This window comes from Glycomyces sp. MUSA5-2 (assembly GCF_037034145.1).
GTDB lineage: Bacteria > Actinomycetota > Actinomycetes > Mycobacteriales > Micromonosporaceae > Glycomyces > Glycomyces artemisiae.
The window spans coordinates 54,740-78,071 of record NZ_JBAGKG010000012.1; the positions used below are offsets into that span (position 1 = coordinate 54,740).

17 protein-coding genes are annotated in these 23,332 nt (G+C 71.5%); 6 read left to right on the plus strand and 11 right to left on the minus strand.

What is annotated here, in order from left to right; translation table 11 throughout:
• Positions 1-16 precede the first annotated feature (16 nt).
• From WA640_RS25940 to WA640_RS25965, 6 genes are read right to left on the minus strand one after another with little or no spacing between them, the layout of a single operon-like run.
• Positions 17-1,801 (minus strand): ABC transporter substrate-binding protein, encoded by a 1,785-nt coding sequence (locus WA640_RS25940; RefSeq protein ID WP_106364173.1) that lies wholly within the window; start codon positions 1,799-1,801, stop codon positions 17-19.
• A complete protein-coding gene (locus WA640_RS25945) occupies positions 1,798-1,986 on the minus strand; it encodes a hypothetical protein (RefSeq protein WP_106364172.1) in 189 nt (62 codons plus the stop codon). Before WA640_RS25945 ends, WA640_RS25940 begins: the two co-directional genes overlap by 4 nt.
• Entirely contained in the window at positions 1,974-3,062 is a 1,089-nt protein-coding gene (locus WA640_RS25950) for an ABC transporter ATP-binding protein (RefSeq protein ID WP_335991752.1), read from the minus strand. The genes WA640_RS25945 and WA640_RS25950 overlap by 13 nt, the downstream gene beginning before the upstream one ends.
• A complete protein-coding gene (locus tag WA640_RS25955) occupies positions 3,055-4,104 on the minus strand; it encodes an ABC transporter ATP-binding protein (RefSeq protein WP_335991753.1) in 1,050 nt (349 codons plus the stop codon). Before WA640_RS25955 ends, WA640_RS25950 begins: the two co-directional genes overlap by 8 nt.
• A gap of 4 nt (positions 4,105-4,108) precedes the next feature.
• A complete protein-coding gene (locus tag WA640_RS25960; protein WP_335991755.1) occupies positions 4,109-5,011 on the minus strand; it encodes an ABC transporter permease in 903 nt (300 codons plus the stop codon).
• Complete coding sequence (locus tag WA640_RS25965) at positions 5,008-6,102, minus strand: ABC transporter permease (RefSeq protein WP_335991756.1); 1,095 nt, start codon at positions 6,100-6,102, stop codon at positions 5,008-5,010. Before WA640_RS25965 ends, WA640_RS25960 begins: the two co-directional genes overlap by 4 nt.
• A gap of 287 nt (positions 6,103-6,389) precedes the next feature.
• On the opposite strand from WA640_RS25965, the gene WA640_RS25970 reads away from it, so the two are divergent.
• The 6 genes from WA640_RS25970 (at position 6,390) to WA640_RS25995 (ending at position 14,562) form a co-directional block, all read left to right on the plus strand.
• Positions 6,390-7,613, plus strand: coding sequence for an NADP-dependent isocitrate dehydrogenase (locus tag WA640_RS25970; protein ID WP_106364168.1), 1,224 nt, complete (start codon positions 6,390-6,392; stop codon positions 7,611-7,613).
• A gap of 206 nt (positions 7,614-7,819) precedes the next feature.
• Positions 7,820-8,548, plus strand: coding sequence for a phosphocholine cytidylyltransferase family protein (locus tag WA640_RS25975; RefSeq protein ID WP_335991757.1), 729 nt, complete (start codon positions 7,820-7,822; stop codon positions 8,546-8,548).
• Positions 8,548-9,603: an iron-containing alcohol dehydrogenase family protein gene (locus WA640_RS25980; protein WP_335991758.1), complete on the plus strand. Its 1,056-nt coding sequence runs from the start codon at positions 8,548-8,550 to the stop codon at positions 9,601-9,603. Before WA640_RS25975 ends, WA640_RS25980 begins: the two co-directional genes overlap by 1 nt.
• On the plus strand, positions 9,590-11,260 hold the full coding sequence (locus WA640_RS25985) for an ABC transporter permease (protein ID WP_335991760.1): 1,671 nt from the start codon (positions 9,590-9,592) through the stop codon (positions 11,258-11,260). The genes WA640_RS25980 and WA640_RS25985 overlap by 14 nt, the downstream gene beginning before the upstream one ends.
• 265 nt (positions 11,261-11,525) lie before the next feature.
• Positions 11,526-13,835, plus strand: coding sequence for an acyltransferase family protein (locus WA640_RS25990; protein ID WP_335991762.1), 2,310 nt, complete (start codon positions 11,526-11,528; stop codon positions 13,833-13,835).
• A gap of 121 nt (positions 13,836-13,956) precedes the next feature.
• Complete coding sequence (locus WA640_RS25995) at positions 13,957-14,562, plus strand: hypothetical protein (protein ID WP_335991763.1); 606 nt, start codon at positions 13,957-13,959, stop codon at positions 14,560-14,562.
• Between the two features lie 21 nt (positions 14,563-14,583).
• Here WA640_RS25995 and WA640_RS26000 read toward each other — a convergent pair whose 3' ends face one another.
• From WA640_RS26000 to WA640_RS26020, 5 genes are all read right to left on the minus strand, one after another.
• Positions 14,584-16,065 carry a glycosyltransferase gene (locus WA640_RS26000; RefSeq protein ID WP_181245769.1) on the minus strand — a complete coding sequence of 494 codons (1,482 nt, stop codon included), beginning with the start codon at positions 16,063-16,065 and terminating at the stop codon, positions 14,584-14,586.
• 11 nt (positions 16,066-16,076) lie between these two features.
• Entirely contained in the window at positions 16,077-18,143 is a 2,067-nt protein-coding gene (locus tag WA640_RS26005) for a glycosyltransferase family 2 protein (RefSeq protein WP_335991765.1), read from the minus strand.
• Between the two features lie 144 nt (positions 18,144-18,287).
• Complete coding sequence (locus tag WA640_RS26010; protein WP_335991766.1) at positions 18,288-19,715, minus strand: glycosyltransferase family protein; 1,428 nt, start codon at positions 19,713-19,715, stop codon at positions 18,288-18,290.
• Positions 19,712-21,271 (minus strand): glycosyltransferase, encoded by a 1,560-nt coding sequence (locus WA640_RS26015; RefSeq protein ID WP_335991767.1) that lies wholly within the window; start codon positions 21,269-21,271, stop codon positions 19,712-19,714. Before WA640_RS26015 ends, WA640_RS26010 begins: the two co-directional genes overlap by 4 nt.
• Positions 21,268-23,181, minus strand: coding sequence for a glycosyltransferase family 2 protein (locus tag WA640_RS26020; RefSeq protein WP_335991768.1), 1,914 nt, complete (start codon positions 23,179-23,181; stop codon positions 21,268-21,270). Before WA640_RS26020 ends, WA640_RS26015 begins: the two co-directional genes overlap by 4 nt.
• Between the last annotated feature and the right edge of the window lie 151 nt (positions 23,182-23,332).

The window sequence follows — 23,332 nt, forward strand, 5'->3', positions numbered from 1 at the left end:
TCTCCTGGACAGGGCCCTAGACGGGCTCGATGCCGCCTTCGAGGATGCGGACCATGATCGGGTTGTCGAAGTAGATGTCGTTGAGGGCGTAGTCGCCCGCGTCGATCTTCTTCACCCGCTCGCCTTCGATGGCGTACGAGACGCGCTGGTTCAGGAACAGCGGCAGGCGCGGCAGGGTCTCGTTGAAGACGATGCCGAGCGTCTTGTTCGCCTCGGCCTGCTCCTCCTCGGTGCCCTTCTGCGACGCCAGGTACAGGTCGTCCACGTTGACCGTGCCCAGGGAGGTCGTCGCGACCTCCGCGGTGTTCAGGCCCATGCCCGGCTGGTCCGCGGTCTGCGAGTTGTCCGTGAACCAGGTCATCTGCCACGAGCCGTAGACGTAGGGCACGAACGGGTTCGCCCACTGGCGCACCGCGATGTCGAAGTCGCCCGCGCCCCAGATGCCCCACGGGTTGTCCGCGGGCACGTTCTCGTAGGACACGGCCAGGCCGAACTCGGTCAGCTGCGACGCCGCCTGCTCGCCGGTGAGCGAGAAGTCGGTCCAGCCCTCGACGCCGATGATGGTGTACTCGGCGAGCGACCCGTCCGGCTTGTGCCAGCCGTCGGACTCCTTCGCCCAGCCCGCCTCGGTCAGCAGGGTCTCGGCCTTGGCGTGGTCGGTCGTGTAGTACTCCAGCTCGACGTCGTCGAACAGGCCCTCGGCGTGCGGGTCCGGAAGGCCCGAGTAGGTCGAGGGGATGTAGTAGCCGCCCGCGCCCTTTGCGATCTCGCCGATGACCTCGGTGTCGAACACGTACATGAGCGCCTTGCGCACCTTGGCGTCCGCGAACTCGGGGAACCGGCCCTCGTTGAGCATCAGGCCGATGCCGTCGTAGCCGGGGGTCGAGATCTCCTTGAGGCCCTCGACGCCCGCGATCGTGGAGCGGTCGGTCGCGCCGAGCACCTGCGTCGAGTAGTCCACCGCGGACGACAGCAGGAACTGCACCGAAGCGGCGTTGTCGCCCTTCTGGACCTCGATCGTGGAGAACTTCACCTGGTCGGCGAAGAGGCCGTCCTCGTGGACCGTGAGCGTGATGACGGTCTCGCCGATCTGGTCGAACTTGTAGGCGCCGCAGGAGATGAAGTCCTCGTCGAGGAAGTCCTCGGCCGCGATCTTCTCGGCCAGCGCGACCTGGCCCGGCCCGCCCTGGACCTCGCCGGCCTCGACCAGGCCCTGCGCCTCGTCCATCCACTCGCCGTAGCGCGCGTACGGCAGCACCTGCGCCTTGAGCGCGCCGTGCTCGACGCCGGTGAACGCCTCCGAGTACGTCACCGTGACGGTGGTGTCGTCGTCGGCGGTCGCCGACACGAGCTGGTCCCAGCCGATGGTGCCCTGCGCGGCGTTCAGCTTCTGGAGGTAGATGGTCCCGACGACGTCCTTCGCGGTCACGGCGTTGCCGTCGGTCCACTTGATCCCCGAGCGCAGCTTGATCGTCAAGGTGGTGGCGTCCAGGGTCACCGACTCGGCGAGCTGCGGGGTCCACTCCAGCGTGTCCCAGTTCAGGATCGCGCAGCGCGGGATGAACAGCTCCGCCACGGGGGCGGCGGTCAGCAGCACGCCGGTGTTCAGGGCCGCGTTGTAGTGCTCGACCGAGACGTCGAAGGGGTACACGTACACGAACTTGCCGCTCGCGCCGTCGCCGCCGTCGCCGCTGTCGGCCTGGCAGGCGCCGAGCACGGAAGTGGTCGCAACGGCGCCCGCGCCGAGGCCGACCGCCTGCATGAGGTTGCGTCGGCTGAGCTCGAATCGCTGAGAGGTCATCGCCGGTTCCTTTCAATGTAGAGGGCGATAGAAGTGATGAGGATGAGGAACAGTCCGAGTCCGACGGTCAGCGCGCTGACGGAGGACTCCGCGGTTCCGCTTGGGGTGAGGAGCAGGAGGAGCAGGGCGGCCAGGGTCAGCAGGACCCCGAACGCCAGCCCCGCGCGGGCGATCAGGCCGACCATGCCGCTCCCGGTGACTTGTTTGGATCGAGGACGAGCGTCCGGTCGTCGCAGCTCTGCGCATGTTGGACGCTTTCCCGCCGCTGGTCCCGCGCCACGATGTGGCACGCGACCCGGCGGCGGCCGCCGGCCGCGCCCGTGCCTTCGAGCGCGGGCTCGGTGCTGTCGCACACGCCCGGTTCGAAAGCGGGGCACCGGGGGTGGAAGGCGCACCCGGCGGGGAGGTCGGTGAGGGACGGGATCTCCGCGGAGCGGAGCTGCTCGGAGGACCGGTTGGCCCTGGCGAGGTCGGGGTCCGGCTCGCACACGGCGCCGATGAGCGCCTTCGTGTACGGGTGCTGCGGGTTCCCGATGACCTCCGGGGTGGGTCCGTGCTCGACGACCTTCCCCAGGTACATCACCGCGATCTCCCCGTCCCACGCGAAGTACTTCGCGACGGCGAGGTCGTGGGTGATGAACAGGAAGCCCACGTCGAGGTCGTCGCGGAGCCGCCCGAGGGTGTTCAGGAGGCTCACGCGGATCGAGACGTCCAGCATCGAGGTGGACTCGTCGCAGATGAGCAGCTCGGGGTTCATGGCGAGCGACCTCGCGACGTTGACGCGCTGGCGCTGGCCGCCGGAGAGCTGGTGCGGGTAGGAGTCGAGGTAGGACTCGGGCGGCGTCAGGTCGACGAGCGTGAGCAGCTCGGCGGCCTTCGCGCGGGCCTCGGTGCGGTTCTTCACCAGGCCGTGGCGCTTGAGCCCGGCGGTGAGGGTCGAGGCGACGGTGCGCGTGGGGTTGAGCGCCGCGTACGGGTCCTGGTGGATGTACTGGACGGCGCGGCGGTAGGCGGTCTTCTCGCCGGGGGTCATGTCGGTGAGGGACTTCCCGCGGAACTCGACGGCCCCGGCGGTGGGCCGGGTGATCCCGGCGGCCGCGCGGGCGGTGGTGGTCTTGCCGCAGCCGGACTCGCCGACCAGGCACAGGACCTTCCCGGCCTTCACTTCCAGGTCGACGCCGCCGACGGCGGCGACGGGGCCCTTCTTGGTCTCGAAGACCTGCTCCAGCGCGCGGAGCCTCAGCAGGGGAGCATCAGACATTGGCGTTCTCCTTCTGCTTGCGCTGGAGGCGGACCTGGTCGTGGTGGACGCACGCGACGGAGTGGCCCATGGCGAGCGGGCGCTCGGCGAGGAGTTCGAGCGGGACGCGGTCGCGCTTGCACTCCTCGGTAGCGAAGGCGCAGCGCGGGTTGAACGCGCAGCCGTCGGGCATGGCCTTGAGGCTCGGCGGGTAGCCGGGGATGGACTCCAGGGCCGGGCGCTCGCCCTTGACGGGCATGACGGCGTTGATGAGCCCCGCGGTGTACGGGTGCTTCGGCGTGTAGAAGATGTCGCGGGCCGAGCCGGTCTCGATGATGCGGCCGGCGTACATGGTGGCGACGCGGTCGGCGAGCTCGGCGGCGAGGCCGAGGTCGTGGGTGATGAACACCATCGTGAACCCGAACTTCTTGCGCAGCTCGTGGAGCTGCTGCACGATCGAGCGCTGCGTGAGCAGGTCGAGCGCGGTGGTCGGCTCGTCGAGGACGAGGACCTGCGGGTCGAGGGCGATGGCGAGCGCGATGAGTGCGCGCTGCTTCATGCCGCCGGACAGCTCGTGCGGGTAGGACTGGAGGACCCGGTCGGGGTCGAGGCGCACGGTCTCCAGGAGCTCCCCGGCGCGGGCCTCGACGGCGGCCTTCGTCCAGCGCTTGCCGTTCTCGGCGTGGTCGCGGAGGGTGTCGGCGAAGTGGTCGCCGATCTTGATGACCGGGTTGAAGGCGTTCATGGCGCCCTGGAAGACCATCGCGGCCTCGCTCCAGCGGAAGCGGCGCAGCTGCTCCTTCTTCATCTTGAGGAGGTCGGCGCGGGTGCCGTCCTTGAGCCGGTAGGTGAGGGAGCCGGAGGTGATCTCGCCGAGGCCGGGGAGGAGCCGCAGCAGGCCCAGGCCGAGGGTGGTCTTGCCGCAGCCGGACTCGCCGACGAGCGCGAGGGACTGGCCCTCGTACAGGTCGAGGTCGACGCCGCTGACGGCGGTCACGGACTCCTTGCGGCCGGTCCGGTACGCGATCGCGAGGTCGCGGACGCTGAGGATCGGGTCGGTCATGGTCTCACCTTTCCCGGAGGCGCGGGTTGAGGGCCTGGTCCAGGCCGCGGCCCATCGTCACGAGCCCGATCGTGAAGAGCACGATCATGATGAGCGGGGTGACGACGAAGGGCAGGGCGACCGGGTTGAGGTAGAAGTTCTGGCTCCAGGACTGGTGGATCATCAGGCCCCAGTTCGGCGTGCCGGAGGGCATGAGGCCGAGGACGTAGAGGCCGACGATCGCGTAGATCGCCTGGTTCACCGAGATCACGAAGTTGACGAAGATGAACCCGGCCATGTTCGGGAGGATCTCGCGGAAGACGATCCGGGAGGCCCCGAGGTTCTGGAGCCTTGCGGCCTCGACGAACTCGCGCTCCTTGAGGGACATGACCTGCGCGCGGATGGACCGGAACAGGAACGCCCACATGGTGGAGCCGACGACGATCGAGATGCCCCACGGCGGGATGTCCTCGAAGAACGCGACGACCGCGAGCATGAGGAGGAACTGCGGGATCGTGACGGTGACGTCGGTGAGCTGGAGGAGCACCGCGTCGATGCGGCCGCGGAAGTACCCGGCGACCGAGCCGAGGGTGACGGCGACGAACGTCGCCATGAGCGCGGCGAGCGTCCCGACCCAGATGGGCTGGGCGCCGGAGTTCACCAGGATCGTGAAGGTGTCCTTGCCCTCGTACTGGGTGCCGAGCCAGTGCTCGGCGGAAGGCGAGGTCCAGATCTGGGTCGTGTCGGTGGGGTTGTGCTGGTCGATCAGGAGCGGGCCGACGAAGGAGAACAGCACGATCGCGAGCACGAGGACCGTGCCGGCGAACCCGGCGGGGGAGCGGGTGAGCCCGGTCCACAGGCGTCCGAAGAACGATTCGGAGAAGTGCTTGCGGGGCTTGGCGATTACCGCGTCGAGGGTGGTGGTCACGCGTCCTGCCCTTCGGTCTTGATGCGCGGGTCGATCCTGACGAGGAACAGGTCCACGATGAGGCTGGCGATGACCACGGAGGTCGCGAGGATGATGACGGAGGCCTGGACGACCGGGTAGTCGCGGTTCGAGATGGCCTGCATGAGCATCTGGCCCGCGCCGGGGTACTGGAGGATCTGCTCGATGACGATGGAGCCGCCGACGAGCGTGCCGAGCTGGAGCGCGACCTGCGGGATGATCGGCAGCATCGCGTTGCGGCCCACGTAGCTGCGGCTGATGCGGCCGGGCTTGAGGCCGCGGGCCTGCGCCACGGTCACGTAGTCCTCGGTGAGGACTTCGGTGGTGGCGGCCTTCATGTTGAGCATGAAGGAGCCGGTGGCGGTGAACGCGAACGCGATGATCGGCAGGATCGCGTGGAACAGCGCGTCGCCGAAGAACACCGGGTCGAACCCGGGTTCAACGCCCGCGGTGATGCGCCCGCGCATGTCGAGGAACGGCAGGACCCCGAGGATCGTGTAGCCGACGACGATGACCGCGGCGATGAGGATGTAGTTGGGAACGCCGGTGAGGAAGGACCCGACGGAGGTCATCGCGTGGTCGAACCAGGAGCCGCGGCGGTAGGCCATCGCCATGCCGACGCTGAGGCCGACGACGATCGCGAGGACCACGCCCGCGCCGACGGCGAACAGCGTCCACGGCAGGTACTCCATGACGTGCTCGAAGACGGTCTTGGAGGGGTTGGTGAGGGAGTTGCCGAGGTCGAAGGTGACCAGGCCCTTGAGGAAGTCGAGGTACTGGAGCCAGACGCTCGCGTCGGGGTCGTACGCGATGATGTTCGACGCGGTGGCGACGGCCTGCTCGTGGCTCATGCCGGCGCTGTTGAGGCGCCCGGCCATGATCTCGATGGGGTCGCCGGGCATGAAGTGCATGAGCAGGAACGTGATGGTCGCGACCAGCCAGATCACGAAGACGGACTGGCGGATGCGGCGGAACGCGTAGGAGGCCCAGATCCGGCGGAGCAGGCTGCCGGCGGTGCGGGGCGGACCGTCCGCAACGCGGGGCTGCGGCGGGGGTGCGGCGGGTGCGGTCACCTCGGCACTCCTTCGTGCACTAGTCGAGCGACGGCCCGCGTACCAGCGGTGGGACGGGGCCGAAACAAATTGGAAAGATTGTTTCTAGTTAGAGACGCTACCTGTCGTGACCCGGGGCACGCCAGTCTTGAGACGGAATCGTTATCGGAGGTTCCGGGGCTGTGACCACCGACTCGCCGGGCTGGGGTTCGGCCTTGGAAGCTTAGCCAGTACGCTCGTACTGTTAGGAGCTGCTGCTCCCCGTCCCGACCACGCGCGGCGAAGCGCAAGGAGAGGTGCCGAAACCCATGGCGAAGATCAAGGTCGCGAACCCCGTCGTCGAACTCGACGGCGACGAGATGACCCGCATCATCTGGAGCAAGATCAAGGACGAGCTGATCCACCCCTACCTGGACGTGGACCTGCGCTACTACGACCTCTCGATCGAGCACCGCGACGCCACCGACGACCAGGTCACCGTCGACGCCGCGAACGCGATCGCCGAGCACCACGTCGGCGTCAAGTGCGCGACGATCACCCCCGACGAGGCCCGCGTCGAGGAGTTCGGCCTCAAGAAGATGTGGCGCTCCCCGAACGGCACCATCCGCAACATCCTCGGCGGCACCATCTTCCGCGAGCCGATCATCATGAGCAACGTGCCGCGCCTGGTCCCGGGCTGGACCGAGCCGATCATCGTCGGCCGCCACGCCTTCGGCGACCAGTACCGCGCCACCGACTTCAAGGTCGACCGCCCCGGCACGCTCACCGTCTCGTTCACCCCCGACGACGGCACCGAGCCGATCGAGTTCGAGGTGGCCCGCTACCCGGAGGGCGGCGGAGTGGCCCTGAGCATGTACAACTTCAAGAAGTCCATCGAGGACTTCGCCCACGCCTCGTTCCGCTACGGCCTCGCCCGGAACTACCCGGTGTACATGTCCACCAAGAACACCATCCTGAAGGCCTACGACGGCATGTTCAAGGACACCTTCCAGGAGATCTTCGACAACGACTACAAGGCCGACTTCGAGGCCAAGGGCCTCACCTACGAGCACCGCCTCATCGACGACATGGTCGCCGCGGCGCTCAAGTGGGAGGGCGGCTACGTCTGGGCCTGCAAGAACTACGACGGCGACGTCCAGTCCGACATCGTCGCGCAGGGCTTCGGCTCGCTCGGCCTCATGACCTCGGTCCTCATGACCCCCGACGGGCAGACCGTCGAGGCCGAGGCCGCGCACGGCACCGTCACCCGCCACTACCGCGCCCACCAGCGCGGCGAGAAGACCTCGACCAACCCGATCGCCTCGATCTTCGCGTGGACCCGGGGCCTGGCCCACCGCGGCAAGCTCGACGGCACCCCCGAGGTCGAGGGCTTCGCGAACGCGCTGGAGCAGGTCATCATCGACACCGTCGAAGGCGGCAAGATGACCAAGGACCTGGCCCTGCTCATCGGCAAGGACGCCGAGTGGCAGACCACCGACGAGTTCCTCGACACCCTCTCGGAGAACCTGTCGAAGGCGATCGCCTCGAAGTAGGGCGTAACCGGGCCCGCCCCGGACTCGTTGTAGAGGGAGCGGTCACCGTTCGCGGTGCCCGCCCCTTCCCAGTTGGAGGCCCCGGCCGACGTGTGCAGGCGCACACTCGGCAGGGGCCTCCCCCCTTTCGCGGCTTGTAAACTAGCCGGGTTGCACACCGGTTCGCGCAGATTGCGCCGCCGGTGCCCCCCGACCGAAAGGCAGACATGAGAGGCGTCATCCTCGCCGCCGGACAGGGGCAGCGCCTGCGCCCCGACACCGACCGCCTCCCGAAGACGCTCCTGCCGGTCACCGCGACCGAGACCATCCTCGACACCATCGTCCGCGGCCTCGCCGAGGTCGGCGTGACGGACATCGCGGTCACCGTCGGCCACGCCGCCGAGAAGATCCGCGAGCACGCCCCCGCACTCGAATCGCGCTACGGCGTCACGGTCGCGATCGTCGACAACGACAGGCCGCACTGGAACAACGCCTACTCGCTGTGGACCGCCCGCGAGCGGTACGCCGAAGGCGCGATCCTCGTCAACGGCGACACCGTCCACCCCGCGAGCATCGAGCGGAACCTCCTCGCCGCCGCCGAGGACGACCCGCGCCTGCTCCTGGCCCTCGACGACCACAAGCAGCTCACCGACGAGGCGATGAAAGTGCGCATCGGCGAGCACGGCGTGGAACTCATCCACAAGCAGCAGCCCATCGAGGCCGCCGCGGGCGAGTACATCGGCGTGAGCCTCATCCCCGCCGGGATCGCCGAGGATCTGACCAAGGCCCTCGAAGCGACCTTCACCCGCGACTCGACCCTCTACTACGAGGACGCCTTCCAACTGCTGGCCGAGGCCGGGCGCATCGGCACGGTCTCGACCGGGCCCGTCGCCTGGACCGAGGTCGACGACCACGCCGACTGGGCGCTGGCCCGCGACATCGCAAAGGCGCTGTAGTGCCGACGTTCGCCCGCACGGTGCTGGCCCCGATCACCGTCGAGGTCTCCGCGGGCGCCGTCGGGCGCCTCCCGGAGCTCCTCGCGGACTCCCGGATCTCCTCGGGCGGCCGCGTCGCCGTCGCGCTCGGGCCGGGCCTGGGCGAGACCATCGCCGACCAGCTCGACCACCTGCCCGACGCCACGGTCCACACCGTCGTCCCCGGCAGCCTCGACAGCGCCAAGGAGCTGACCAAGCGCCTGCGCGACGACCACCGCGTGGACGCCCTCGTCGGCATCGGCGGCGGGAAGCTCCTCGACACCGCCAAGTGGGCCGCCTCCGACCTGGGCCTGCCGATGGTCTCGGTCGCCACGAGCCTCGCCCACGACGGCCTCGCCTCCCCCACGGCCTCGCTCGAACGCGACGGCCACTCCGTCTCCTACGGGGTCCACCCGCCGCTCGCGGTCCTCGCCGACCTCGACTTCATCCGCAGGGCCCCGGCGCACCAGCTCCAGTCCGGGATCGGCGACGCCCTCACGAACCTGTCCGCGGTCTCCGACTGGCAGCTCTCGCACGAGGTGAACGGCGAGCCCGTCGACGGCCTCGCCGCCGCCATCGCGCGCACCGGCGCCGAAGCGGTGCTGCGCCACCCCGGGACGATCGCCGACGACGCGTTCCTGGCGACCCTCGCCGACGCGCTCATCCAAGGCGGCCTCGCCTCCTCGATGGCCGGATCGTCGCGGCCCTGCTCAGGCGGGTGCCACGAGATCGCGCACGCGATCGAGGAGCTGCACCCCGGCCTCGCGACGCACGGGGCCGAAGGGGCCCTCGGGGCGCTCGTGTGCACCTGGCTGCGGGGCGACGAGGCCCTGTTCGCCGAGCTCGCTTCGGCCATGAAGCGGCACGGGCTGCCGCGCACCGCGAGTGAACTCGGATTGACTTCGGCCCAGCTCGCCACAGCGGTGGCCTACGCGCCGAGGACCCGGCCAGGCCGTTATACGATTCTCGAACATCGTGAACTGGACTCGGTGGCGCTGGAGCGACACCTGACGGAGATGATGCATGAGCTCGATTAGCCCGCACCCCGACGGCGTCTCCGGCCCAGCCGGGAACCGCGACGGGAGCCCGGACTCCAACGACGCCGCAGCCCCCCAGGGCGGCCTCGGCGCCGGGCCGTCGGCCACTCCCGCGGGATACCCGCAGGGGGCCATGAGCTCCGGATCGGCAGCGTTCGCGAGCCCGCCTCCGTCGGCCGCTCCCGGCATCACCCCGCCGCCCCACCCGGGCCAGCCCGGGCAGCAGGGGCACGCCCCCGCCGCTCCGGGAGCGCCTGCGCCGCAAGGCTATGCGCCCCAGCCCGGCTTCAATCCCGCTGCGCCCCAGCACCCCGGCGCGCACCCGGCGCCCGGCCACCCGCAGGCCCCGCCGCCCGCCGCGTACGGCTCGCAGCAGCCTTACGGGGCCCCGCAGGCGCCCTACCACCCGGGCCAGCCGCAGCAGTCCCCGCAGCCGCAGCACCCCGGGCAGCCCCAGCACCAGACGCCGCCCCCGCCCCACCCGGGCCAGCAGCCGCCCCCCGGCTACGGGCAGCCCGGCCAGCAGCCGCCGCAGCCCTACGGGCAGCCGAACCACTTCCAGCCGCAGACGCCTCCGCCGCCCCCCGCGGTCGCGCCCCCGCCGCCGCACGTGGCCGCGGGCAGCCCGGGCCAGGTCCCGCAGGCGCCCTACGCGACCCGCGCCGAGCCGGGCCGCGACATGCCCATGGCCGGGCAGTCGCCGATCCGCCGGAACATCGACGACACCGCCGAGCTCCCCGCGTTCCTCGACTCCGCGCGCAGCGACGAGGGCCCGATCGACAACACCCGCGAGGCCGAGGCCAAGCCGCTCAAGCGGAAGTTCCCGCTGACGACCGGCTTCACCGCGCTCCTGCGCCACCGGTACGCGATGTCGGTCCTGGTCCGCCGCGACCTCGCCGTCAAGTACCAGTCCACCGTCATGGGCTACGTGTGGTCGCTCATCGAGCCGCTGGGCCTGACGCTCATCTATTGGTTCGTGTTCGACCTCGTCTTCGGCGGCGGCAAGTCGATGCCGAACGACCCGGGCACGCCGCAGGCGGGCTACCTGCTCTTCATCGTCTCCGGCATCTTCGCGTACCAGTGGTTCAGCACCGCCGTCAACCAGGGCCAGTCCGCCCTCGGCGGGCAGGCGAGTCTCATCACGGTCATGAAGGTCCCCCGAGAGGTCTTCCCGGTCTCGAAGGTCTTCGCGCGCTTCGCGGAGTACCTCGTGGGCTTCCCGATCCTCGTCGGCGTCGCGATCCTCGGCGGCGGCACGTTCGGGCTCAACCTGCTGTGGCTGTTCCCGGCGATCATCGTGCAGGCCATGCTCACCACCGGCATGGTGTTCGTGCTCGCGGCCGCGAACGTCCTCTACAAGGACGTCTCCCGGTTCATGCCGCTGGTGATGCGCGTGCTGTTCTACGCCTCCGCGATCATCTACCCGGTCTCGAAGGTCGCCGATGCGGACACGATGAAGGAGCACCCGTGGCTCTTCGACGTGTTCTCCTCGAACCCGCTCGTCGGCATCTTCTCGATGCACCGCGGCGCGTTCATCCCCGAGCTGGCCCCGAACACGTACCAGGTCTCCGTGGCCTTCGGCTTCTCGGTCTTCCTGCTCTTCTTCGGCCGCTGGATCTTCTACAAGCTCGAACCGCGCGTCCTCAAGGCGCTCTAGGCGAAACGCGGCCCCGACCTGCCAGGTCGGGGCCGCGTCGCCGTTCTGGTGCCCTGATGCGGTTGCGGGAGCGACATTTCGGGCCGTCAGGGCCCGTGCGGCACCGCGCGGCGGGACCGCCCTCGGTACGATGTGAGCAAGGCCCGCAACCAGTTGCGTGTCCGGTTGGTCGGATTGGTCACCACCGAGTCCGCGAGAGGGCCGGATGCGCCTAGGATGGGGCGCGACCCAGCCCCGGCGATCCGCAGACGGAGACACTCGCACCATGACCTCGCCCCAGCCCCCGCAGTCCCGAGCCGCTACCGGGGGCGGCGTCAACGAGGAGACCCTCCACCTGCCCACGACCACGCCCGGCTCCGCCGCCCATCCCGCCGCGGCCACTCAGCGCACCGCCCCCAGCCCCTACCCGGTCCGGCCCCCGTTCCGCGCCCCCGCGCCGCCGCCCGCGGCCCCGGCCCCGCCGGGGATGCGCACCACCGGCGCGCACCCGCGGCCCGCGCCCGCCCCGGTCCGCCCGCCGCAGCGCTGGGAGGGCGTCGGCTTCCGCCCCGACATCCAGGGCCTGCGCGCCGTCGCCGTGGTCCTGGTGCTCCTGTCGCACGCCGGGTTCGCGTTCGCGCAGGGCGGGTACGTCGGCGTCGACGTGTTCTTCGTCGTCTCCGGCTTCCTCATCACCTCCCTGCTCGTCAAGGAGGTCTTCGACACCGGGAAGATCTCGATCGCCGGGTTCTACGCCCGCCGCGCCCGCCGCATCCTCCCCGCCGCCAGCGCCGTCACCATCGCCACGGCCCTCGGCGCGTGGCTGTGGTTCCCCGTGACCCGCCTCGAAGCGGTCATGCAGGACGCGTTCACCGTGATCGTCTACGCCGTGAACTACCGGTTCGTGGCGACCGAGACCGAGTACCTCAACGCCGACCAGATGCCCTCGCCGTTCCAGCAGTACTGGTCCCTGGCGGTCGAGGAGCAGTTCTACGTCATCTGGCCGCTGCTGCTCATCGGCCTGCTCGTGCTCGCCAAGCGCGCGCCCCGCAAGTTCGCGAACGCGGCGCTCGCCGCGTGCGCGGGGCTGTTCGCGCTCAGCCTGGTCCTGTCGGTGCTGACGACGCAGGTGTCGCAGCCGACCGCGTACTACGCGGCGCACACGCGGATCTGGGAGCTCGCCGCGGGCGCGGTGCTGGCGCTCATGCTGCCGACGCTCAGGCGCATCCCGGCGGCCCTCGCGTGGGTCCTCGGCATCGCCGGGCTCGCCGCGATCATCGCCTCGGGCGTCCTCTACGACTCGTCGACGCCGTTCCCCGGCTACACCGCGCTCCTGCCGGTCCTCGGTGCGGCGGCGCTCATCGCCGCGGGCACGGGCGCCAAGAACCCGTCCAGCTCGCTGCTGGGCACCGGCCCGTTCCAGTACGTCGGGAAGATCTCCTACAGCCTGTACCTGTGGCACTGGCCGATCCTCATCCTCATCCCGCTCGCGGTCGACGCCGAGCCGACGGTGGGCCTGAACGTGGTGCTGCTGCTCGCGACGGTGGCCGTCGCGCAGCTGTCGTACCTGTACATCGAGGAGCCGCTGCGCCGCGCCCGGCCGCTGAAGACCAGCAACATGTGGGGCCTGGTCACCGGCGTCGCGTGCTCGCTGCTGGGCATCGGCATGGTCCTGGTCCTGACCCTCGGGTTCGGGAAGGTCCCGCCGCAGGAGGACGACGCGGTGGACCTGGAGGCCGTCGAGGAGGTCGAGGACGTCTCGCAGATCGAGGTGCGGCTCCAGGAGGGGATCGCGACCACGCAGGTCCCGGCCGACCTGGAGCCGTCGCTGACGGCCGTGGCGACCGACCAGCCGGAGATCTACGGGAACGGCTGCCACCTGGACGCGTGGACCGAGGACCTCCCCGGCGACTGCGTCTTCGGCGACACCGGCGGCGACAAGACCGTCATGCTCGTGGGCGACTCCCATGCGGCGCAGTGGTTCCCGGCGCTGGAGCCGATCGCGGAGGCGAACGGCTGGAAGCTGCTGACGCGCACTAAGAGCGCGTGCACCCCGGCGACGGTGACGGTCTCCAACAGCGACGTCGGCGGCGAGTACACCGGCTGCGCCGAGTGGCGCGAACGCGTCCTCGACGAGATCGACGAGCTCAAGCCCGCCATGGTGGTCCTCAGCGGCGAGGACGCGCCGCCGCTGGTCGACTGGGAGGACGACAGCCCCGAGCGGTGGGCCCAGGGCTGGACCGACACGCTCGCGCGGATCACCCCCTCGGCCGGGCAGACCGTGGTCCTCACCGACACCCCGCGCAGCCCGTACGGGCCGGTGCCCGACTGCGTCGCGCTGCACCAGGACGCGGTGAACGAGTGCGTCATGCAGCGCACGGAGGCCGTGGACGACTCGGGGAACCGCGAGGCCGCGTTCGCCGCCGAGCAGGAGGCCGGGGCGCAGGTCGTCGAGACCGTCGGCTGGTTCTGCTACGCGGGGGAGTGCCCGGTGGTCACCGGGAACCTGCTCGTGTACCGCGATTCGCACCACATGAGCACCCCGTACGCGCGGTCGCTGACCCAGCTGCTGGAGGAGCAGCTCCCGGCGCTGTGACCTGTGGCGCAGGCCGGTCGGCGCCCTGCTCGCGGGCCTCGTCCGTGGAGGGCGCTTGGTACAGTGTGTATCGAGCCCTTCCCCGTCGGGAGCCCGAGATCCCCCTTGAGAGGAACGCCCCATGCGCAGGCTGACCGCACTCGCCGCACTCGTGCTGCTGTTCGCCGCCGGCTGCACCGGGTCGGACGACCCCGGCACCGGCGAGGACCCGGGCGGCGACGAGTCGACCGCCCCGCCCGCGCCCACCGCGCCCCTCGAACTGGCGCTGGAGGCGCCGGCCGGGTTCACCGCGGCCGAGGGCGAGGACCGCGAGGTCCTCTTCGCGAACGACCACTTCACGTACACGTTCTACGTGGCGGGCGCCGAGGGCGGCTACGACCGCATCCAGGTCACCTCGTACCTGCTCAGCGAGGGCGCGGACACGTCCTCCTATGACGCGCAGGCGAACCTGGTGACCGACTACTTCGGGAAGCTGAACCAGGACATCTCCCTGGACAACTACTACCCGACCGTGGTGCACCGCCACGACGGCGTGTACCGGTTCGGCTCGGTCGACATCGACGGCGTCACCGTCAAGTGGCAGGACCACTTCGTGTTCGCGGGCCAGTACCTCATCGACATCACGTGCTCGTGGGACGCGGCCTTCGCGCAGGTCGACGCCGCGTGCGGCGAGATGACCTCGTCGTTCCCGTTCCCCGAGGACTTCACGGCCACCGCCGCCTCGTAAGGGGCCGCCTGCGGTCCGCTCCTACAGGTCGAGGCCGAGCGCGCGGAAGCGCGCCCGGTGCGCCTCGTGGCTGAACAGCCGCCGGGTGGTCTCGAAGCCCGCCTCGCGCTGCTCCAGCCACTTCGCGTGGTCCCCGGTCAGCTCGGTGACGAGCGCGGCCACGTCGGCGGGCTCGGCGTAGAGCGCCCCGGATCCGAACGCGGGCTTGAACACCGGCGGCAGGACCACCGGGACGCCCGCGGCCATCGCCTCGACGGGCGCGCGCCCGAACGCCTCCAGCCACGACGAGCACGTGTAGTACACGTACACGTCGAGGCCGCGCAGGAACTCGCCCACGGCGACCTCGTCGAAGCGGTGGCCCACCCAGTTGGACGGCAGCCGCCCGAGGGTCCGCCGCGGCACGTCGACGCCGCCGAGGACGCGGATCTCGAAGCCGGGACCGGCCGGGTAGCAGGCCCGCAGCTGCCCCGCGAGCTCCGGCCACTTCGACAGGTGGTCGCGGGAGTGGCGGCCGATGCGCACCACGTCCCCGACGGGCTCCTCGCCCCGGACCTCGGTGGCCTTCAGGTCGATCGAGGGGTACCAGTAGTCGGCCGAGAGGTCCACGCCGTCGAGCTCGTCGGCGTGGAAGTCGAGCAGCGCCTGGTGGACGAGCGGGCCGACGGTGACCCAGCGGTGCTCGCCGATCCAGCCGGTGAGCTTGCGGTGCACGCGGTCCACGTCCCACACGCGCTTGCGGCCCACGCCGCCCTCGTAATAGGTCATGGGCGCCTGGTTGACCACGAGCATCCGCTGCGCGGCCTCGATCTCGGGCAGGTCGTCGCGCAGCTGCGACGCGAACGGCGGGAACCGCATGAGCAGCAGGTCGGCCTTGACCTTCGCGCGGTCGCCGACGATGCGGACCCGGTCGCCGTCCACGGCGTCGAGGACCTTCCCGTTCAGCGGCCGCCCGGGGTGCATCTCGAACAGCGGGTTGTGGACCAGGCCCACGCGCATCCCCGCGGCCTTGAGCAGCGCGATCTCGTTCAGGTTCGAGGAGGTGGTGCCGCCGGGCAGGTTGAAGTTCGAGGCGATGACGACGTCGTACCGCTCCTCGGCGCCCGCACCGGTCGCGCGGGGCGTCGCGAGCGCGGCGGCCGCGGCCTTGCGGACGGTCCTCGTGTGGCCGCCGTCGGCGGCGATCGAGGCGAGCGCGGGCGACGCGGCGGACACGAAGCCCGCGTCGAGGCGCTCCTGCCACTTGCGCACGTTCGCGAGCGCGCGGGTCTCGCGCTGCGCGGCCCGCAGGCGCCGCCGCGACAGCAGTTGCAGCGGGCTCGCGACCCCGGAGTCGCGCATCCGGTTGCGCAGCAGGTAGACCACGAGCGCGGCCTCCCCGGCGAGGACCGCGGCCATCGCGGGCAGGTACACGACGGGCGGTGCGGCGAGGGCGAGCGCGGCGACCGCGAGCGTCACGGCCCCGAACACGGCCCCGGCGAGCGCGAGCCTCTTGGCGGTGCGCATGCGTGCTCCGATCATCGGCGGGCCGCCCGCCGCAGGAGGGCCTTGAACCGGGCGAACCCGGCCGAGGACAGCGCCGCGACGGCGGTGCCGCCCGACGCGGACAAGGCGATGAACGTCAGGGCCGCGGCGACATCGGCGCCCGCGACGAACCACGAGGCGGCCGCTGCGGCCCACAGCAGGACCAGCGCGGCGCCGAACGCCCCGGCGAGGACGCGGCGCGGGCCCTTCCCGTCGGGGCGGGACTCCTTGGACTCGCCGCTGCGCTTGGCGCCCTTCTGCTTCACGAGGGCCGTCTTCAGGGCCGCGGTCGGCGTGATCGTCCGCTCCCACATCTCGACGCGCCCGGTCTCGGTGAACGCGAACTCGTCCGACCGGCCCTCCCACAGGGACGGGTCGGTGACGACGAGCCGCACGGCCGCGACCTTGTCGACGGGTGCGACGAACTCGACCGGGTTCGGGCCGTGCGAGGACTCGTTGAGGAAGTCGAGGATCTCGGGGCGCAGGTGCCGCAGCTCGTCGCGCAGGCGCAGCAGCGACTCGACGTGCGCGATCCCGACGCGCTTCCCGGCGCCGGCGGCCTCGCGCACGAGGTCGAGCGCCCTTTGCTGCCCGTCCTCCCAGAACCGGCAGTCGAGCACGTACAGCTCGTCGAACTCCCGCCCGTCGAGGCGGATGCCGCGGCTCAGGCTGGGCGCGTACAGCTCCCGCTCCACCTGGTCGGCCTCGATGAACCCGCTGGACTGGCCGCGGCGGATGCGCTCGCGCCAGTGCTGGTGCGCGGACTGGTACGCGGACCGGGAGGGGTGCTGCCAGCCGTTGTCGATCTCGCGGGAGGTGAGCGTGTCGCCCGCGAGTCGCACGAGCGTGAACACCTCGCCCTGGAGCTTCTTGACCGCCCGGTTCCCGAACACGGCCTTGAACCGGAAGTGGAACTCGGTGTCGGCGCCCTTGCGCAGCGCGTCGAAGTAGCCCATGCGCTCGCGCACGGGCTCGGTCCGGAACATCACCGACGTCGACCGCGGCCCCTGCACCGGCCGTCCGGTGTGGACGGCCGTCAGGTCCTCGCGCACGCGGATGCAGTTCGCGAAGGTCATCACCAGCGCCGGGTCGGCGAGCATCGGCGCGACCTGCCGCTCCAGCCACCGCGGATGCGCCCAGTCGTCGGAGTCCAGGCCCGTCGTGAAGACCCCCTTGGCCTCCATGAGCGCCCGGTTCCGCGCCTTGTACGTCCCGGAGTTCTCCGGCAGCCGGAACAGCCTGATCCGCTCGTCGAGCGCCGCCGCCCTGGCGAGGATCTCCCCGTACTCGGGCCCCGACGCGTCGTCGACGAGCAGCAGCTCCCAGTTCTGCCAGCTCTGCGCCACCACCGAGTTCACCGCCGTGAACAGCGTCTCGTCCGGCTTGAAGCACGTCATGACCACGCTGATCCGCCGCTGCGTCCGCACCGGCGCGGCCGGCCCGGCCCCGAGCCGGTCGAACCGCACCCCGTCGCCTTCGGCCACTTCCAGATCGGGCATCCCCGCGAGCACCCGGAACCGCTCCAGCCACGCCGCTTCGTCCCCGCCCCGGTCCGGATGCGCCTCATCGGCTTCGAACGCATGCCGCCACCTTGGCACCATCCCGTCGAACCGCTCCAGCACCCCCGCAGCCGACCCGGTCGCCGCCAGCGCCGCCTCCGCGTACCGCACCTGGAACTCCGCGACGATCGCCCCCGGATCCAACCGCTCCGCCAGCCCGAACAGCGCATACGCGTCCCGGTACTCCCGCCGCCGCGACAGCGCGGCCGCATACCCGGCGAGCCGCGCGGCGTCGATCCCGGAGGTGTCGGGCGCGTCGGCTTCGGCGAGGGCCACGAGCTCCTCGCGGGAGAGGCCGGGGGCGGCGAGTTCGCGTGCGAGCTCGACGGCGAGCGCCGAGCGGGTGCGGACCGTCGTGGCGTAGAGGGCTTCGACCGGTTGCGACCTCGCTTCGTCGAGCAATGCCTGCCTGAGCTCCGCGGCGTGCGGACCGGGGTCGGCGGGCGCCGTGGGAGTGGACTGCTGTGCGGGCAGCGGAGTCGCGGAAGTCGTCGAGGTCATGAATGCAGTCAGTCAGCCATCAGGAGAAAGGAAAGAGGATTGCGAGAGGCGCACACCGGGCCGAGGCGATCCTAGCATGCAGGGCGGCCGACGCTGGTCGCCAGAGTTCGCGGGGGACGGCCTCCCCGCGTCCGCAGGCGCAGGTCAAGGGCGGTCCGGCGCGGCGGCCCCGAGCCGGGCGACCCGGCGGACCAGCGCGGCCGGGGAGAAGTCCTCCTCGACTGTAGCGAGGGCCCGCAACGCCTGCGCCGCATACGCGTCGGGGTCGGCGGCGAGCGCGCGCACGGTGTCGGCGACGTCCTCGGGCGCGCAGTAGACCGCGGCGTCGCCGAAGAGCGCCTCGAACCGGGAGTCCATGACGCAGGGGACGCCCGCGGCCATCGCCTCCAGCGGGGAGCGCCCGAACGCCTCGATGCAGTCGTCGGCGATGAAGTACACGAACACGTCGAGGCCGTAGAGGAACTCGCGCGCGGGGACCGACCCGAACGGCAGCTCCGTCCAGTTCGCCGGGAGCTCCCCGAGCATCTCGCGGGGCGTCGCGGCCCCGCCGAGGGCCCGCACCTCGAACGCGGGGTCGGCGGGGTAGCAGGCGAGGAGCTTCTCGGGGGTCTCGGGCCATTTCAGGGGCGCGTCCCTGGTGTGGCGGCCGATCCGGATCCGCCCGTCGCCGTCGGGGCGCGCGTCCCGGCGCCATTCGGCGGTCTCGATGATCTCGTACCAGTACTCGTCGGCGATGTCGATGCCCTCGATCGCGTCGCCGTGGTGGCGTTCGAGCGTGCGGCGCACCTCGGGGCCGACGAGGTACCAGGTGTGGTCGCCGAGCCAGGCCTGGACGGTGTCGTGGACGGCCCGCGGGTCCCACTGGGGGCGGCGGCCGCCGTCCGCGTCGTAGTAGGTGAACGGCACCTGGTTGACGATGAGGACGGTGCGCCCGGCCTCGATCCTCGGGAGGTCGTCCATGAGGCGGCCCATGATCGTGGGGAGGCGGACGATCGCGAGGCCGCAGCGGACGGTGTCGTGCGCGCCGACGAGGACCACGTGCTCGCCGTCGACGAGCTCGGTGATCTTCGTGTTGAGGGGGACGGCGACGTCCCACCGGTAGACGGGGTGGTGGAGCAGGCCCACGCGGAGCCCGGCGGCGGTGAGCGCGGTGATGTCGGCGACGTTCGCGGAGGTGTTGCCGCCGGGGAGTCCGAAGTGGGACACGATGAGGACGTCGAGGTCGCGCTCCTGGGCGGCTTCGCGGGCGAGCTCGTCGGCCTGGAGCCACGCGTCGAGGGTCTCCAGCACCTGGAGCCGGTGGTCGGGCGGGTTGTCCTGGTTGCGGGCGGTGCGCAGGAGCGGTTCGAGTGCGGTGGCGGAGAACCCGTGCTCCAGGCGCGCGGCCCACTTCTCGTGGAGCAGGCGCTGCTCCTCGGCCGGGTCCTCGGCCGGTACGGGCGCGGCGGCGCGTTCGAGGCCGCGGCGGACCGCGAGGTTGCGGGCGCGGCGGGCCACGGCGGCGAGCAGGACGGCGATGACCGCGAGTTCGGCCGCGGCGACGACCCCGGCGGCGGCGAGCGCGGCGGTCATCGGGCCTGCACCTCGACGCCGAGCTCGGCGACGCGGCGCAGCAGCGCCTCGTGGGAGAAGTGCTCGCGGACTGTCGCGAGCGACCGCTCCGACTGCTCGCGGTACCGGCCGGGCTCCATGAGCGCGCGCACGACGGCCTCGACCTCCTCGGGTTCGCAGTAGACGCCGCCGTCGCCGAACAGCGGCTCGAAGCGCGGCGGCATGACGCAGGGGAGCCCGGCGGCCATGGCCTCCATGGGGGAGCGGCCGAACGCCTCCACGTAGTCCTCGGCCGTGAAGTACACGGCGACGTCGAGGCCGTGGAGGAACGCCTCCGGTTCGACCGACCCGAAGGGATGGCCGGTCCAGTTGCCGGGGAGCCGCCCCAGCACCCGCTCGGGGGCGTCGGTGCCGCCGAGCACGTGGATCTCCATGTCCTCCGCGTCCGGGTAGGTCGCGCGGAGGTCCTCGGCGATCGTCTGCCACTTGAGGGCGTGGTCGCGCGAGTGGCGGCCGATGCGGATCGTCCCGTCGGCCTCGCGGGGGCCGTCGCGGCGCCACCGGTCGGGGTCGAGCGACCCGTACCAGTAGTCGTCGGCGAGGTCCACGCCCGCCATCTCGGGCCCGTGATGGGTCTCCAGGGCCTCGCGCACCGACGGCCCGATCGCGTACCAGGTGCTGTCGCCGACCCAGGACTTCAGGTTGTCGCGGACGGCGGCGACGTCCCACGAGAAGTGCCTGCCGGTGCCGTCGGGCCCGTACGCCTCGAACGGGGTCTGGTTGACCAGCAGCACGGCCTTGGCGGCCTTGATGCTCGGGCGGTCGTCCATGAGCCGCATGAGCAGCGGCGGGAACCGGACGATCATGAGGTCGCAGTCGACCTCGTCGCCGGGGCCGAGCATGACGACGCGCTCGCCGTCGACGAGCTCGCTGATCTTCGGGTTGACGTCGCGGGCGACGTTCCACTCGTAGACGGGGTGGTGGAGCAGGCCGACCGTGAGCCCCGCGTCCCGGTAGGCCTTGACCTCCTCGGCGTTCGACGCGGTCGTGCCGCCCAGGAGGTTCAGGTTCGAGACCAGGACGATGTCGAAGCGGCCGCGCACCGGCTCGGCCGCCTCGCGGCGGCGCCGCTCGCGCCAGTCGACGATCGCGCCGAGCATCGCGGCGCGGAACAGGTACGTGCCCTTCTCGTTGCGCGCGTAGCGGTACATCTCGGGTAGCGCGGTCGCGGAGAACCCGTTGTTGAGCCGCGCGGTCCAGCGCCGCAGCGGACGGAGCTTGCGCGCGGGCAGCCGCCCGGGCGCCGCGGTCCTGGCGGGCTTCGCGGGCTCGACCGGCTCGGGCGCGGCGACCGCGGCCTCCTTGAGGGCCCGCAGCAGCCTCGCCAGCAGGACCGCGACGAGGCCGAGTTCGAGCAGCACCACGACGACGGCGACCGCGAGCGCCGACTGCCGGTCGGGGACGACGGCGGCGGCGAGCACGGCCGCGGCGAGCCCCGCGGCGGCCGCGAACGGCACCGGGCCGAGCCGCAGCGTGCGCTTGACGAGCGCCTTCGCCCGCCGCGCCGCCCGCTTCACCGCCGGACCCTTCCCAGGACGAGGACGATGAGGACCGCGGCGATGGCCGCCGCCGACGCGACCCCGGCCGAGACCGCGGTCAGCGCCGTCACCGGCGAATCCCCGGTCGCGAGCGCGACCACCGCGGCGAGCGCGATCGCGCACGACGCGGCGGCCCCGAGCAGCAGGTCCTTGGTCCTGAAGCGCCGCACCGGCTTCGGTACATCAGCCACCGGGACACCGCCCTCCTTCGCGGCCTCCGTGCGGACACCGTCCAGGCCGTGGTCCGCGCTGAGGTCGGCGAGCAGCGCCTCGTCGGAGGCCAACAGCAGGTCGACGTCGACCCGGTCGAGGTCGGGGAAGTCCAGGCCGTGCTCGGCGGCGAACGCCAGCACCTGCGGGGCGATCGCGGACAGCCCCGAGTCGAGGCGCTCCCACGCGACGGCGTGGACGAGCCCGACCTCCTGCCCCGCCTCGGCCGCTTCGGCGGCCCGCTCCAGCAGCTCCCGGCGGGCCCCGTCGAGGCGCCGCCAGTCGGCCGCGACGACCAGGTCGAACCGGTCCGGTGCGGCGTCCCGTTCGAGGAGCGACCGCGACGCGGGAAACGGTCGCTCGGGCGCGGACGCGGCGAGGAACGGCCGCGACCGGCCCTGCTGGATGCGCCGGTGCCAGTGCCGGAACGCGCACGCGTACGCGTACCGCGCGGGCGCCGTCCACCCCGCGGACACGTCCCCTTCGGAGAGCGAGCCGGGGCGCTGGCGCACGACGGTGAGCATGTCGTCGAGGAACGCGACCCGCTCCCTGCCGAAGGTCCGCTGGATGCGCAGCTTGAACTCGGTGTCGGCGCCCTTGAGGACGGTGTCGTAGAAGCCGATGCGCTCGCGCACCTCCTCGGCGCGGTACATGACGCACGTCGACCGCGGCTCGGTCAGGCGCTGCACGGGCGAGATCGCCGGTTCGAGGTCCGCGGTGCAGCGGATCCCCCCGGCGACCGACATGACCAGGTCCGCGTCGGCCAGCAGCGGCGCGAGCTGGCGCTCCAGCCACCGCGGATGCGCCCAGTCGTCCGAGTCCAGCCCGGTGACGAACGCGCCCTCGGCGACCCCCATGGCCCGGTTCCGCGCCCGGTACGTCCCGCCGTTCGCCCGCTGCCGCAGCAGCCGCACCCGCTCGTCCCGCGCGGCCGCTTCGAGCAGCACCGGCTCGTACTCCGGCTCCGACGCATCGTCCACGAGCAGCAGCTCCAGCCGCCGCCAGCTCTGCGCGAGCACCGAGTCCACGGCCGTCAGCAGCTCCGGTCCCGGCCGGAAACAGGTCATGACGACCGACACGAGCGGGCCGTCCTCGACCGCCTTCACGTCTTTGCCCGCGAGCCTCGCGAGCAGGCGGTCCTCAGCCCCCGCCGAGCCGAGCACCAGGTCCTCCCACCCGGCGAACTCCAGGAACGCCGGCAGCCACCGCTCCGGCGCCTCCGGCGCTTCACGCCGCGCCAGCGCGTACTCCGCTGCGCGCCACCACATCCGGGGCACCTTCCGGTACGGCCTGCGCAGCGACGCCACCAGCTCCCGCTCCCCGGCCATCGCCGCCAGCCGCACATGCGCGACCTGGTCCCGCTCCGGCACCGCCCGCCCCAGCACCTTCCGCGCCCGCCCGTACATCGCGAGCGCCGCCGCCTGGTCCCCCTCGTCCAGCGGCTGCACCGCCAGCGCGTACGCCAGATCGCAGTACGCCGCCAGGTTCAACCGCGACGACCGCACCCCCGCGTCGAACCCGACATAACCCCGGTCGCTCCGCCCCGGCAGCGCCAACGACGCCAGCAGCTCCCTGCCCCGCCTCGACCTCGCCCGCAGCACCTGCTCCAACACGACACCGCCCGCCAACCCGCCAAGACGCGGCGGCACAGCGGCGGCCTCCAGGGAACCGGGGAACATGTCCGTCATACTCCGAAAATTTCTCTCATAGGCGAAGTGTGAGCGAGCGTATCAGACAGATATGCCCCGATTTATATTGCTAGGACGGCTTCAATCAAACATGACTGCCTTTTGGCCATTGTGTCCACCAGATCTAGTCCAAAAGCGTGTC